At 61.9% G+C, this 13,204-nt stretch carries 11 protein-coding genes and 2 tRNA genes; 2 read left to right on the top strand and 11 right to left on the bottom strand.

Annotated features, from left to right (window positions below):
- Positions 1 to 8 precede the first annotated feature (8 nt).
- The 3 genes from murA to leuC form a co-directional block, all read right to left on the bottom strand.
- On the bottom strand, positions 9 to 1,334 hold the full coding sequence (murA, locus tag ACFX4T_RS01585; RefSeq protein WP_216923873.1) for a UDP-N-acetylglucosamine 1-carboxyvinyltransferase: 1,326 nt from the start codon (positions 1,332 to 1,334) through the stop codon (positions 9 to 11).
- Positions 1,335 to 1,540: 206 nt separating this feature from the next.
- Entirely contained in the window at positions 1,541 to 2,140 is a 600-nt protein-coding gene (gene leuD, locus ACFX4T_RS01580) for a 3-isopropylmalate dehydratase small subunit (RefSeq protein ID WP_216923874.1), read from the bottom strand.
- Between the two features lie 9 nt (positions 2,141 to 2,149).
- A complete protein-coding gene (gene leuC / locus ACFX4T_RS01575) occupies positions 2,150 to 3,601 on the bottom strand; it encodes a 3-isopropylmalate dehydratase large subunit (protein ID WP_377650565.1) in 1,452 nt (483 codons plus the stop codon).
- A gap of 151 nt (positions 3,602 to 3,752) precedes the next feature.
- On the opposite strand from leuC, the gene ACFX4T_RS01570 reads away from it, so the two are divergent.
- Entirely contained in the window at positions 3,753 to 4,472 is a 720-nt protein-coding gene (locus ACFX4T_RS01570) for an IclR family transcriptional regulator (RefSeq protein WP_014922101.1), read from the top strand.
- Between the two features lie 27 nt (positions 4,473 to 4,499).
- Positions 4,500 to 5,036 (top strand): DUF1697 domain-containing protein, encoded by a 537-nt coding sequence (locus ACFX4T_RS01565; protein ID WP_377650564.1) that lies wholly within the window; start codon positions 4,500 to 4,502, stop codon positions 5,034 to 5,036.
- Between the two features lie 6 nt (positions 5,037 to 5,042).
- Here the strand turns inward: ACFX4T_RS01565 and ACFX4T_RS01560 are convergent, their stop codons facing one another.
- The 8 genes from ACFX4T_RS01560 to ACFX4T_RS01525 all read right to left on the bottom strand — a co-directional run bounded on the left by ACFX4T_RS01560 (position 5,043) and on the right by ACFX4T_RS01525 (position 13,026).
- Positions 5,043 to 6,662: a GTPase gene (locus ACFX4T_RS01560; RefSeq protein ID WP_377650563.1), complete on the bottom strand. Its 1,620-nt coding sequence runs from the start codon at positions 6,660 to 6,662 to the stop codon at positions 5,043 to 5,045.
- On the bottom strand, positions 6,659 to 8,458 hold the full coding sequence (locus ACFX4T_RS01555; protein WP_377650562.1) for a dynamin family protein: 1,800 nt from the start codon (positions 8,456 to 8,458) through the stop codon (positions 6,659 to 6,661). The genes ACFX4T_RS01560 and ACFX4T_RS01555 overlap by 4 nt, the downstream gene beginning before the upstream one ends.
- Before the next feature lie 156 nt (positions 8,459 to 8,614).
- A tRNA-Glu gene (locus ACFX4T_RS01550) sits at positions 8,615 to 8,687 on the bottom strand.
- A 127-nt stretch (positions 8,688 to 8,814) separates the two neighbouring features.
- Positions 8,815 to 8,886: transfer RNA gene (locus ACFX4T_RS01545), tRNA-Gln, on the bottom strand.
- A gap of 137 nt (positions 8,887 to 9,023) precedes the next feature.
- On the bottom strand, positions 9,024 to 9,752 hold the full coding sequence (locus ACFX4T_RS01540) for an HAD family hydrolase (RefSeq protein ID WP_377650561.1): 729 nt from the start codon (positions 9,750 to 9,752) through the stop codon (positions 9,024 to 9,026).
- Positions 9,753 to 9,764: 12 nt separating this feature from the next.
- Positions 9,765 to 11,285 carry a glutamate--tRNA ligase gene (gltX, locus tag ACFX4T_RS01535; protein WP_377650560.1) on the bottom strand — a complete coding sequence of 507 codons (1,521 nt, stop codon included), beginning with the start codon at positions 11,283 to 11,285 and terminating at the stop codon, positions 9,765 to 9,767.
- Positions 11,286 to 11,406: 121 nt separating this feature from the next.
- Positions 11,407 to 12,183 carry a fumarylacetoacetate hydrolase family protein gene (locus ACFX4T_RS01530; RefSeq protein ID WP_377650559.1) on the bottom strand — a complete coding sequence of 259 codons (777 nt, stop codon included), beginning with the start codon at positions 12,181 to 12,183 and terminating at the stop codon, positions 11,407 to 11,409.
- A gap of 39 nt (positions 12,184 to 12,222) precedes the next feature.
- Positions 12,223 to 13,026: an MBL fold metallo-hydrolase gene (locus tag ACFX4T_RS01525; protein WP_377650625.1), complete on the bottom strand. Its 804-nt coding sequence runs from the start codon at positions 13,024 to 13,026 to the stop codon at positions 12,223 to 12,225.
- Positions 13,027 to 13,204: the final 178 nt, after the last annotated feature.

Here is a 13,204-nt window from a genome sequence, read left to right as displayed (position 1 = left end):
GTCCCCCGCTACTTGGTGGTGATGATGTCGAAATCGGCGCCCAGGCCAGCGAGCTTCTCCGTAAAGCGCTCATATCCGCGGTTGATGATATCGATGCCAGTGACCCTGGAGGTGCCCGTCGCGGCCAAAGCTGCGATGAGGTGGCTAAAGCCACCGCGAAGATCAGGGATGTCAATCTCGGTCCCCCGCAGCGGCGTGGGACCGGAGATCACGGCAGAATGCAGGAAGTTCCTCTGGCCGAAGCGGCAGGGGACGCTGCCAAGGCACTCACGGTGGACCTGGATGTTTGCACCCATCCGGGCCAGGGCATCGGTAAACCCGAAACGGTTCTCATAGACCGTCTCATGCACGATCGACACACCCTCCGCCTGGGTCAAAGCCACCACCAAGGGCTGCTGCCAGTCAGTCATGAAGCCTGGGTGCACATCCGTCTCCAGGACCAGTGGGGAAAGCTTGCCTCCGGGGTGGTAAAAACGGATGCCGTCATCACCAATGTCCATGCCGCCCCCCACCTTGCGGTAGGTGTTCAGGAAGGTCATCATGTCCCGCTGTGAAGCGCCTTCAACAAAAATGTCGCCACGCGTCACCAACGCGGCCGAGGCCCAGGACGCCGTCTCGTTCCGATCCGGAAGGGCCCGGTGGTTATAGCCGCCCAAGTCCTTGACACCCTCGATACGGATAGTGCGGTCAGTCTGGACGCTGATGATCGCGCCCATCTTCTGCAGCACGGCGATGAGGTCGATGATCTCCGGTTCCGTTGCAGCGCCGCTGAGTTCCGTGATTCCTTCCGCGCGCGTGGCGCTCAGCAACACTTGCTCGGTGGCACCCACAGATGGATAAGGAAGGGAGATCTTGGCGCCGTGCAGGCCGTTGGGCGCGGAGATGTGGATGCCCCCCGGGCGCTTTTCCACGACGGCGCCAAACTGGCGCAGGACGTTCAGGTGGTAGTCGATAGGACGATCGCCGATTTTGCAGCCGCCGAGGTCCGGAATGAAAGCCTCTCCGATCGCGTGGATCAAAGGGCCGCACAGCAGGATCGGGATGCGTGAATCGCCGGCGTGCGCGTCAATAGCGGTGCTGGATGCCGTTTTGGCATCCTTCGGATTCAGTGTCAGATCGCCCGTGGCGGGGTCCTTGACCACAGTCACCCCGTGGAGCTTCAGGAGGCTGGTAACAACCTCCACGTCCTTGATTTCCGGCACGTTCCGAAGCACTGATGGTTCGCTGCCCAGCAACGCCGCCACCATGGCCTTGGGCACAAGGTTCTTGGCACCGCGAACGGTCACCCGCCCTGTCAACGGGACGCCACCGCGGATTGTCAGAACACTACTCATCTATACCGGTTTCCTCACGACTACTCGCCCCCCATACTTACAAAGGCTCCAGCTAAGCATAGAAGCTCGGGTTACCTAACCGAAATGGAGCCGCCCCGTGCCGGGCAGATCCTGTATCCATCAATCCTCCGAAAAAAGGACCGGCGAGCCCACCCTAAGGGGCCCACCGGTCCTGGTTCCGCAGCATTCAGCCGACGACGGATCCGTCAGCTTTTCGCCGGAAGGGTCTTCGGTTTGAAGGCGGGCCTGGTGGCCTCGTAAGCGGTGATGTCTTCCTCGTGCTGGAGGGTCAGGCCGATGTCGTCGAGGCCTTCCAGGAGGCGCCAGCGGGTGTAGTCGTCGATCTCAAACGGGGCCACGACGTTGCCGCATTCCACCGTCTTGGAGACCAGGTCCACCTTGACTTCGGTGCCGGGGGCATTTTCCAGGACCTTCCAGATGAGCTCGATGTCATCCTGGGCAACCTGGGCGGCCAGGAGTCCTTGCTTGCCTGAGTTACCACGGAAAATATCGGCGAAACGAGAGGACAACACGGCCTTGAAGCCGTAGTCCTTCAACGCCCAGACGGCGTGCTCACGGGAGGAACCCGTGCCAAAGTCGGGGCCGGCCACCAGCACGGAGCCGGCCTTGAACGGGGCCTGGTTGAGGATGAACGACTCGTCCTTGCGCCACGCAGCGAAGAGGGCGTCTTCAAAGCCTGTGCGCGTGATGCGCTTGAGGTAGACCGCCGGGATGATCTGGTCGGTATCCACATTGCTCTGGCGCAGCGGAACACCGATGCCGGTGTGGGTGGTGAATGCTTCCATGGGATCCTCCTAGACTGCGATTCCGGTCAATGTGCCTACAGAAGCGGGCTCAAGGTCCGACGGCGAGCTCAATGTTCCGCGAACGGCTGTCGCGGCAGCCACCACGGGAGAGACAAGGTGCGTACGGCCACCCTTGCCCTGGCGGCCCTCAAAGTTGCGGTTGGACGTTGATGCGCAACGCTCCCCCGGCTCCAGCTGGTCCGGGTTCATACCCAGGCACATGGAACAACCGGCGAAGCGCCACTCGGCACCGAAATCCTTGAACACCTTGTCCAGGCCCTCAGCTTCAGCTTCCAGACGGACACGGGCGGAACCTGGCACCACAAGCATTCGGACCTCCGGATCCTTCTCGCGGCCGCGGATAATGTCCGCCGCGGCCCGCAGGTCCTCAATCCGGGAGTTCGTGCAGGAGCCCAGGAACACGGTATCCACGCGGATGTCCTTCATGGGTGTGCCTGCCTCAAGGCCCATGTATTGAAGCGCGCGCTCCGCGGCAGCCTTGGCGTTCTCATCTCCGAAGTCTTCCGGGGACGGAACCTTGGCTGACAGCGAAACGCCCTGGCCAGGGTTGGTGCCCCAAGTGACGAACGGCTCGAGGGTGTTGGCATCGAGGTCCACTTCGACGTCGAACGTCGCGTCGGCGTCAGTGTGGAGCGTGTTCCAGTACTCGACGGCGGCGTCCCAGTCCGCGCCTTCGGGCGCATGCGGGCGGCCCTGCATGTAGTCGTACGTGATCTGGTCCGGAGCCACCATGCCGGCTCGGGCGCCAGCTTCGATGGACATGTTGCAGATGGTCATGCGGGCATCCATCGACAGGGCCCGGATGGCGGAACCACGGTACTCCAGGACATAGCCCTGTCCACCGCCCGTCCCGATCTTCGCAATGACGGCCAGGATGATGTCCTTGGCAGTGACGCCGGGACGCAGTGTCCCTTCAACGTTGATCGCCATGGTCTTGAACGGCTTCAAGGACAGCGTCTGGGTTGCCATGACGTGCTCGACCTCAGAGGTTCCGATACCCATGGCCAGTGCACCGAAGGCGCCGTGCGTGGAGGTGTGCGAGTCGCCGCACACCACCGTCATGCCCGGCTGGGTCAGGCCCAGCTGCGGACCCACAACGTGCACGATGCCCTGTTCCTTATCGCCGAGCGAGTGCAGGCGGACGCCGAATTCCTTGCAGTTGGCGCGCAGCGTTTCAATCTGCGTGCGGCTGGTCAGGTCCGCGATGGGCTTGTCGATGTCCAGTGTGGGAGTGTTGTGGTCCTCCGTGGCAATGGTGAGGTCGGTGCGGCGCAGCTTGCGGCCAGCCAGGCGCAACCCTTCGAAAGCCTGCGGTGACGTCACCTCGTGGACCAGGTGCAAGTCAATGAAAAGAAGGTCGGGCTGGGCATTGGCTCCTTCGCCTTCACCCTTGCGCACTACATGCGCGTCCCAGACTTTCTCGGCCAGTGTCTTTCCCACGGCCTTGCTCCCTTCACTGAAGTTGGATGTTCTTCATCCACTGAACTGTTCTTCTAACCACTGAACTCTTCTAACCACTGAACCAGCAGGGCCGCAAAATAGGCTAGTGAAACAACTTGCATCTCAGATATTGAGACGGCAATATCATTACATGGACAATTCTAGTGGAGTCGGGGTCATTGATAAAGCGGCCCAAGTACTCGATGCCCTCGAGGCCGGGCCAACAACACTTGCACAACTTGTAGCGGCCACTGGCCTCGCCCGGCCCACCGTTCACCGGCTCGCGCTGGCCTTGGTCCACCACCGGCTGGTCAGTCGCGACATCCAGGGACGATTCGTTCTGGGCAGCCGCTTGGTGGAACTCGCATCCGCGGCCGGTGAAGACCGGCTCATCGCTTCTGCAGGGCCGGTACTCATCCAACTGCGGGACGCTACCGGCGAGAGCGCCCAGATTTTCCGCAGGCAGGGCGATTGGCGCGTATGCGTTGCCTCAGCGGAGCGTCCGATCGGGCTGCGCGATACCATTCCGGTGGGAACCCAGCTGTCCATGAAAGCCGGTTCGGCCGCGCAGGTCCTCCTCGCTTGGGAAGACCACGACCGCCTGCTGGAAGGACTCCAGAACGCCCGATTTACGCCCACCGTCCTGGCAGGAGTACGACGCCGGGGCTGGGGTCAGAGCCTGGGCGAACGCGAGCCGGGGGTCGCCTCGGTTTCCGCTCCGGTCCGTGGACCCTCTGGACGGGTCATAGCCGCAGTGTCCATTTCAGGTCCCATTGAGCGCCTCACGCGTCAGCCAGGACGATTGCACGCCGAGGTCGTCTGCAATGCCGCCCGGGTACTGACAGAAGCCTTGCGCAAGAACAACGACTAGACCCGCTGTCTTTGAAGGGGGACGTCCATGACCATCTACGCAGTATTCCTCAGGGGCATCAACGTCAGCGGGATCAACATCAAGATGGCCGACCTGAAATCGGCACTTAAGGGCTACCCATTCTCTGACGTGAAGACGCTGCTGGCGAGTGGAAACGTTGTCCTGAAGAGTGATCTGAGCATCAAGGATGTAAAAGCCCAGTTCGAAAAGTGCCTGCGTGAATCCTTCGGCTACGACGCCTGGGTTGTTGTCCTCACTTCTTCGCGGGTGGCCGAACTCGTGGATGCCTGCCCGTACCCTGCCGACGACAAAGCCACGCACAGCTACATCACGCTCACCTCGGACAAAGCCATGCTGGACGAGCTCTTTGAGGCCGGAGAGGCCCTTGGTGGCGTGGAACAGGTGCGGCTCGGACCGGAAGCTTCCGCTTGGCTATCACCGGCCGGAGGCACCTTGGATAGTCCCTTCAGCAAACTCTCTGCCAAGCCGCGGTACAAGGCCAGTACCACAACGCGGAACCTTCGGACCCTGATCAAAGTCAAGGACGCTGCGGCCGATCTATAGACGTCCCTATCCTGTGCGCGCGGTTTTTATCGCCGCGTTGAAGGCACCTAAACGGGCAATCTCCACCTCCACCGGTTCCACGATGCGCTGCTCAGCTACGCCTGCTATCGCGGTTTTCAGTCTTTTGGCCACGCCCTTGGCGCGCAGGCGAGCGGCCCAGCCGCCGATGATTCTGCCGAAGATGGCAAGAACAATCCCCAAAACCACTCCGCAGGCCACCATCAACGTAGGCCAGGGCCATCCCTCAGTCCTCGGAACCTCCGGCACAGGCATTTGGAAATAGCCGAGCGCGGCCAGGAGCCCAAGCCAACCAAGTCCGCCGACCGCCAGGAGAAGTGCGATCCATTGAAGTGAGTTGAACAACAACCACCAGAACGGGCGTTTTGACGTTTTGAGATCCGTCCCGGCGATGGCTTGGTCCAGGGCATCCGGCAGTTGCTCGCGGCTTTCCCTGGCCACAGCACGGATGGACGCCCGCCACGGGCCAGGAGCGCCTTCCGAAGCCTCATCCACAAAATCACGCACTGCGGCATCCGTCCTCGCACGTTCGGGTGCGCCCGCTACCGGCAAGGAAGTCCGGTTGAGTTCGGGCCTGGTGTCCTGCCTACCCAGGTTCAGCCTCCGCAGGGGATCAGGCCGGAATCGCAGCAACCAGCGCGTCACGGGCCATCCCGTCCGCCGCGCCGATTCCCTCTTGAAGGATCGCGCTACCGCGTCAACCACCACAGGTACGTTGGCCGCCGTCGACAATTCAGTGGCGAGTCTAGCCTTGGTGTTTGCTTTGATGCCGCGAGCCTCGCCTGCACCTGAAACCTGGAACAGTTCGGCAGCAGCCTTGGAGACATCGGCAGCCAAGCGTTTTGTGGCGGCCTCCCGTTGGATCACGACGTCCCGGATGGCACCACGGACGGCATCGATGCCTTCGCCAGTCAGTGCCGAGGCGCCCAGGATGCGAACGTCATCCAGGCCGTCGCGCTCAAGGATGCCTTTCAGGGAATGAAGCACATCAGCGGTGTCGGCGTCGTTGAGCTTGTCTATTTGGTTCAGGACAACAAGTGTGACGGCTCCATGGGAGGCCATCGGACGCAGGAAGTCGTTGTGCACGGCAGCATCTGCATACTTCTGCGGGTCCAGCACCCAGACCAGGACGTCCACCATCCCGACCATGCGCTGGACTACCTCCCGGTTCTCCACTTTCGTTGAATCAAAGTCGGGAAGGTCCAGCAGGATCAGGCCGCTCTCCGCAGAGGCCAGGCCTGGGAGCCCGGGCAGGCTGTGCCGCTCCTGCACTCCGAGCCAGTCCAGCAGCGGTCCACTTCCGTCCTCGCCCCAAATTCCTGCCAAAGGCGCGGATGTGGTGGGCCGACGGGCCGCCGCGGTTGCCAGATTGCTGCTGGAAACGGCATTGAACAAGGATGACTTGCCACTTCCTGTGGCCCCGAAAAAGCCCACCACCGTGTGTCCTGCCGACAACGAGCGTCTGGACGTGGCCCGTTCAAGTACCTCATAGACGGATTGCAGTTCCTCCTCGGGCAGCACTCCCTCGGCCAGCTCCCGTGCTGTGTTCAGCGCTTCGAGCCGCCGCTGGAGTTGGGACGATTCCCGGACTTGACTGTGCCGGCTCATGCCGCCCCTGCCAAGCGACGGAGTGCCTTGGCATGGCGGTCGAGGTGCATATCGCTATGGACGGTGCCACCGTCCAAGCCAGTGGCCTCCAGCCGACCGAGGAACCTGTCCCGTTCTTCCTCGAGAAGGCGCTGGCAGGACGTGTGAAGATCGGCCCTGGCCTGCTGGGCAAGCCGACGGACGGCATCCTCACCGAAGACAGCTTCAAGCAGCTTCTGCCCCACCACAGCCGTTCCACCCGCAATGCCTATCTCCAATCCGGTCAAACCGGCAGTCATGGAGAAAACCACCACCATCAGCGCTGCGCCCAGCCCGTTCACGCCGAAGGAGAGCCACCGGGCCTGCGTGCGCTTTTCCTGACCTTGGGTGCGGATCAGTTCCATGAGTCCTTCCTGCCAGGAGCGGATGGCGGCCGCGGCTTTCGCGTCAAAGCCAGGACTGGTCCCCGAAAGATCTGCGGCGCCCAACAGCTGGCGGCCTGCCGCATCCGAGCGCCAGCGCCTGTCAACGTTTTCTGCGGCATTGGCGGCCTCGTCAAGAATCACTGCTTGCAAACCCGTCTCGATCGCGGTCTCGACTTTCACAGCCGGGGCGGGTTCACCTCTGAAGAATGCCCCCATCCGGTCCCGCATACGCCCTATGTTCTGCTCAAGTGCACGGAAGAATTCACCCGTGCCCACAAAATCCTGCCATCGTGCCAGCACTTCCCCGCGCAGCAGCGCACCATCCTTGGTTGCTTCCAGAATGCGTAGCAGGGCGTCGTCGTATTCGTGAATGCAGACGGAGCGGAGCTCATGCGCCGCAGCATCCTGGGCTGCAGCCGCAGCTGCAATGGCTTCAAACCGGGCGCTCACTGCTTTGATGGCACCATTGAGCGTACGCCGCGCGACGTCCGCTCGTCCGGCAGCATCAGCGGCAAGACCGGCGAGCCAATGACGCAATCCGTCGACCGCTTCGGCAGGTAGCATGCCCAAATCGTCCAATGCACTTTCCTGAACCACGAAGAGTTCTGCAGCAGCCAGGCCCTGACGATCCAACATCGCCTTGAGGTCCGTCCTGACTTCTTCGTCCGCTGCCGGTGGCACGCGGTCCAGCACCACGGCCACCGTGATGTCCCGCGAAGCCGCATCCAGGAGCAGGCGCCACGGGACGGCGTCGGCGTATCTGTTTGCCGTGGTGACGAACACCCAAAGATCCGCTGCGGCGAGCAACTGACCCGCCAGCTTCCGATTGTTATCGGAAATAGAGTCGACGTCCGGCGCATCCAGAATCGCCACGCCCTGGGGCACATGGTCGTGACCCACGAGCACCAGGGACGTGATTGCCTGGGCATCCGGCGCCATCCCGGCTTGATTTGCAGGCAACGGTTCCGCAGAGACGCTGCCCCTGATCCGCTCCAGGTTGGGAAGAATGCGCTGGCCCTCAAACCATTCCCCATCCTGCGGATGGTGGAGGAGGATCGGCTGACGCGTTGTCGGTCTAATAGCTCCGGCACGTGTCACCGGGTAGCCTACCAACGCATTAACCAGCGTCGATTTACCGGCACCAGTGGAACCTCCGACGACGGCCAGCAGCGGCGCGTCCAGGCTGCGGTACCTGGGGATCACATAGTCGTCGAGCTGTGCGAGGGTCTCCCTGATCAAGCGGCGCCCGGCTTCGGCATCGGGCAAGGCGAGTGGCAAGGCTGCGCCCGCTAGTTCGCTCCGGGCCGCTTCAAGGGTGTTGACGGCATCAGCCTGGGCTTTATTCGTGACAGGACTGGTCCCTGCTCTTGGCGGCTCTTCATGTGCGGTCACAGCATCATCATGCCAGCCTAAGGACTGTCAGCGGGTCATCAGGAGCCCGGCTGGAGGGAATGTCGGGGGGAGGCTAACCCGGAATGTCGGCTCGCTAACGAAAATGCGCTTAAACCAAGAATTCCCCCGGAACCAAAGTTCCGGGGGAATTGTTTGTGACCCCAGCGGGATTCGAACCCGCGTTACCGCCGTGAGAGGGCGGCGTACTAGGCCGCTATACGATGGGGCCTTGCACTTTTTCTTCGCCGTTTCCGGCGAACAAGCTGAATGAGTATTTCACACTTTCAGCTCTCTTCCAAATCGGCTAAGCGATGTGGAATTCTGATTTTCCGCGGCAATAGAGCGGAATTTCAGAGCTGGGATACCAGGACTCGAACCTAGAATGACGGTACCAGAAACCGTAGTGTTGCCAATTACACCATATCCCAAAGTGACTTTTGGACCGGAGTTCTTCGCCGTGGTTTCCCTTGGCTTTTCCCTCCGTGCCCCTCAGCACGAGTAATGACTCTACCGGAGTCTTGCCACCTGCACAAATCGCGAGGCCGTTACCTGCATCACATGGATGTCAGGCTGAGGAAGGTGCCTTAATCAGCAGTCTCGACAACGAATCCACCTGACGCCCGACGAACTCTTCAACCTCTTCCCCGGTCCTGTTGAGCCACACGCCAATAAGGCCGGCGGCCGTTGCGCCGTCCGCGTCAAGAAGCCGGTTGTCCCCAACGTAGAGAGTCTCACCGGGTTCTGTCCCCAGCAGCCGCACGCCCTCAAGGTAGATTGCCGGATGCGGCTTCGCCACGCCGACCGTATCCGTTCCTACGAGGATCTTGATCCTGGACAGGCCCGCCCCATCCAACTTGGCCCGTTGGTAGTCATGAACGTTGTTGCTGACAGCACCGTAGGGAATGTCTGCAGCGTCGAGCGCATCCAGCACTCCTGCTACGTCGTCGAAAGCGCGCACGTAGGCCGTTTGCCGCTGATGGTACTCAGCAACCCACGACTGCGATTCCTCACCGTCTCCGAGCTCAACGCCAAAGTGGCCCAAGGCTGCCCGGCCCCTCAAAAGGCGCTGCTCATTGAAGGTCAATTCGCCAGCAAGGTAGCGGTCATAGAAATGCGTTGTCTCGTGGGTGAAGATACGGCCGAACTTCACCCACCCGGCCTGGTCAAGGCCGGGCAGGAGATGTTCGCTAACATCACGCAGCGCCGTTGTCATGGCGTACTCAAGGTCCACCAAGGTGTCGTCGATGTCGAACAGAACACCGCGGATAGTCCCGAAGGAGCTTGCAATAGCCATGACCGTTGCCGCCTAGCCCCGGAACGCGCGAACGCGGGCCAATGAGGAGTCCTTACCCAGGATCACCATTGACTCGAACAGCGGCGGAGAAATACGTCGGCCTGAAACAGCGGTGCGCACCGGCCCAAAGGCGGCACGGGGCTTGATGCCAAGGTCCTCGACCAATGCCTGCTTGAGTGCCGTCTGAATGTTCTCAGCGGTCCAATCCTCTATGGGCTCCAACGCAGCAAGTGCCGCGTCAAGCACTTCCTGCAGGTTCTCCGGGAGCCCCTTACGGGCGTCGTCAGCAACATCGATCGCGTCGTCGGCCTTGAAGAGGAAGGCCAACATCTCAGGAGCTTCGCCGAGAAGTGTGATGCGCTCTTGGACCAGAGGAGCCGCCTCCCTGAGGATCTCCTCCTGCCGGGCGGTAAGGATCTCCCCCACGAAACCTGCGGCCCGGAGGTACGGGACGAGCCGCTGCTTGAAATCCTCCGGCTCGAGCATACGTACGTGGGTCCCGTTGATGGCCTCCGCTTTCTTGAGGTCGAAGCGCGCAGGGTTACCCAGGACATCATGGATGTCGAAGTTGGCCACGAGCTGCTCCACGGTGAAAATGTCCTCGTCCGCGCTCAGTGACCAGCCCAGCAGGGACAGGTAGTTGAGCAGGCCTTCAGGGATGAAGCCACGCTCGCGGTGCAGGAACAGGCTGGATTCCGGATCGCGCTTGGAAAGCTTCTTGTTACCCTGGCCCATGACGTAGGGCAGGTGACCGAACTCCGGCATGTACTCCGCCACGCCGATCGCGTAGAGCGCCCGGTACAGCGCGATCTGCCGGGGCGTGGAACTCAGGAGGTCCTCCCCGCGAAGCACGTGCGTGATGCCCATGAGGGCATCGTCCACCGGGTTCACCAGCGTGTACAGCGGAGCACCATTGGCACGCACAACCGCGAAGTCGGGCACCGAACCGGCCTTGAACGTGATCTCGCCGCGGACGAGGTCCTTGAAGGTCAGGTCCTCATCCGGCATGCGGAGACGCAGCACGGCTTCCCGGCCTTCGGCCTTGAACTGGGCAAGCTGTTCCTCGGTCAGGTGGCGGTCGAAGCCGTCATACCCAAGTTTGGGATCGCGGCCAGCTGCCCGGTGGCGGGCTTCGATCTCGTCCGGCGTGGAGTAGGACTCGTAGACATGTCCCCCAGCCTTGAGCTTGGCGATGACGTCCTGGTAGATATCTCCACGTTGCGACTGGCGGTATGGCTCATGCGGTCCGCCTACTTCGACGCCCTCATCCCAGTCGATGCCCAGCCACTTAAGGGCATCCAGCAGCTGGTGGTAGCTCTCCTCGCTGTCGCGGGCAGAGTCAGTGTCCTCAATGCGGAATATCAGCTTGCCACCGGTATGGCGCGCATAGGCCCAGTTGAACAGGGCAGTGCGGATCAAGCCAACGTGCGGCGTTCCCGTAGGCGACGGGCAGAAGCGGACGCGGACTGGAGTCTCGGCGTTGACGGCAGGGATGGCGCTGGAGGCAGCGCTGGACGCAGAAGCAGTAGTCATAGTGCTTCAACTTTACCGCTTGATATCGGCCCGGTTCCCCGCAGGAATGGCCCGACGACGGCCCGCGCCTTTCGTACGAAAGTCGCGTGCCGTCGTCGGGCGCCAAGGTCTGGTCCGGCCGTTAGCGGCGAACCACCGGGTTGGACAAGCGGCCGATGCCTTCGATCTCCACTTCGAAGCGGTCGCCCTCGCTGACCAGACCGACGCCCGCCGGGGTTCCCGTCATGATGACGTCGCCCGGCAGCAGGGTGAACGCGTGTGAAACGATCGAGACGAGCTCGCGAACGCCGCGGATCATCTGGCTGGTGCTGCCGTCCTGACGGAGTTCGCCATTGAGCCGTCCCTGGATGGACAGGTCCTCGTGGTCCAGATCGGTTTCAATCCACGGGCCCAGCGGAGCGGAGGTGTCAAAGCCCTTGGCGCGGGCCCACTGAAGATCGGTTTTCTGGACGTCCCGGGCAGTGAGGTCGTTTCCACAGGTGTAACCAAAAATGACGTCGTCGGCACGTTCCTCGGGGACGTCTTTGCAGATGCGGCCGATGATGACGCACAGCTCCGCTTCGAAGGAGACTTCATCGGAGAACTCCGGGAGGACTATCGGATCGTTTGGACCGATGACGGAGGTGTTCGGCTTAAGGAAGAGCAATGGATGCTGCGGAACCTCGTTACCCAGCTCAGCTGCATGCTCGGCAAAGTTACGCCCAACGCCGATCACCTTACTGCGCGGAATGATCGGGGCAAGGAGCCGCACATCCTCAAGCCTGTGCTTCACGTGGGTACGTTCGACGCCATTGAAGAAGGGGTCGCCGTTGATGACAGTGATTTCCTCACTACCGGGCTCGCCTTCAACAACGCCATAAAGGGGATCAGAATCAACTACAAACCGGGCGATACGCATGGGCTCAAGCCTACCTTCCAGTGCTTGGGCGTTTGCGCGCTAGCTGCGAAGGTAATCCAACTGCGCGGCAACCGACGTCTCAGCTGCCCACCTGACCGAAGGATCGACGTCGGGATACACCGCATCAGTAACTGCGGCAATCGGCGCATCCTGGCCGAGCTGTGCCAACGCAGCCCTGATCTGGTCTAGCCGCTGCTGGCGGTGTTCGCGGTACTCACGGCATTTCCCGTCCAGGGCAGGAAGCACCGGGCCATGAGCGGGAAGGAGCGTAGCTGGGCCCAGGGATTCGAGTTTGTCCAGACTGGCGAGGTAATCGCCCAGGCGGCCATCGGGGTAGTCCAGCACCGTGGTGCCGCGTCCCAGGATGGTGTCACCCGTAAGAACGGAGCCTGTGGGTCCGTCTGCGGGGAGATGGAAGCACAAGGAATCCGACGTGTGGCCAGGAGTTGCCAGGACATGGATCTCCACGCCGCCAGCATGCAGGACTTCGCCGTCCACCAGAGACTCTCCGCCGTGGCAATACTCCGCGGCAGCAGCCCTGACGGGAGCGCCCGTCAGTTCATGGAACCTGGCGGACGCTGCCGTGTGATCAGCGTGCCGGTGCGTAATGAGCACGACGTCCACCACGCCTGCCGCCGCAAGCGCTGCCAGGTGCCCTTCGTCTTCCGGGCCAGGATCCACGATGGCGACGTGACCGGAATCCGGGGCGCTGATGACGTAGGAGTTGGTGCCATCCAGGCTCATCGGGCCCGGGTTGGGTGCCAGCCGGAAGCGGGTGAGGCTGCTGCTTCTCTGCAGTCCAGAGGTGTCGTCGCCGACGGGGTGGTTACCGGAAGTCGCCATTGATTCTGAAGTCACTGTCCCATCTTGGCACCACTTCGGATCCTCTCTCACATCCGGACCACTTTCCACCGATGCTCGCTCACCTCCGGGTCACTTTTCACCGATGCTCGCTCATTTTGAACGTCGACGGCGGACCGCACCGTTGACCTCAACCGACCACTCCGTATGTGAGAGAACA

It is taken from the genome of Paenarthrobacter sp. YIM B13468, assembly GCF_042788025.1.
Taxonomy (GTDB): domain Bacteria; phylum Actinomycetota; class Actinomycetes; order Actinomycetales; family Micrococcaceae; genus Arthrobacter; species Arthrobacter aromaticivorans.
Note: the sequence above shows the minus strand (reverse complement) of the source record. Positions and strands in the feature narration are given on the sequence as shown.

What these genes read in the sequence shown, in the direction of transcription:
- gltX (WP_377650560.1), bottom strand. Translation starts at nt 11,285, where the DNA reads ATGACTACTGCTTCTGCGTCCAGCGCTGCCTCCAGCGCCATCCCTGCC.
- ACFX4T_RS01540 (WP_377650561.1), bottom strand. Translation starts at nt 9,752, where the DNA reads ATGGCTATTGCAAGCTCCTTCGGGACTATCCGCGGTGTTCTGTTCGAC.
- ACFX4T_RS01525 (WP_377650625.1), bottom strand. Translation starts at nt 13,026, where the DNA reads ATGGCGACTTCCGGTAACCACCCCGTCGGCGACGACACCTCTGGACTG.
- ACFX4T_RS01530 (WP_377650559.1), bottom strand. Translation starts at nt 12,183, where the DNA reads ATGCGTATCGCCCGGTTTGTAGTTGATTCTGATCCCCTTTATGGCGTT.
- murA (WP_216923873.1), bottom strand. Translation starts at nt 1,334, where the DNA reads ATGAGTAGTGTTCTGACAATCCGCGGTGGCGTCCCGTTGACAGGGCGG.
- ACFX4T_RS01565 (WP_377650564.1), top strand. Translation starts at nt 4,500, where the DNA reads ATGACCATCTACGCAGTATTCCTCAGGGGCATCAACGTCAGCGGGATC.
- leuD (WP_216923874.1), bottom strand. Translation starts at nt 2,140, where the DNA reads ATGGAAGCATTCACCACCCACACCGGCATCGGTGTTCCGCTGCGCCAG.
- ACFX4T_RS01570 (WP_014922101.1), top strand. Translation starts at nt 3,753, where the DNA reads ATGGACAATTCTAGTGGAGTCGGGGTCATTGATAAAGCGGCCCAAGTA.
- ACFX4T_RS01560 (WP_377650563.1), bottom strand. Translation starts at nt 6,662, where the DNA reads ATGAGCCGGCACAGTCAAGTCCGGGAATCGTCCCAACTCCAGCGGCGG.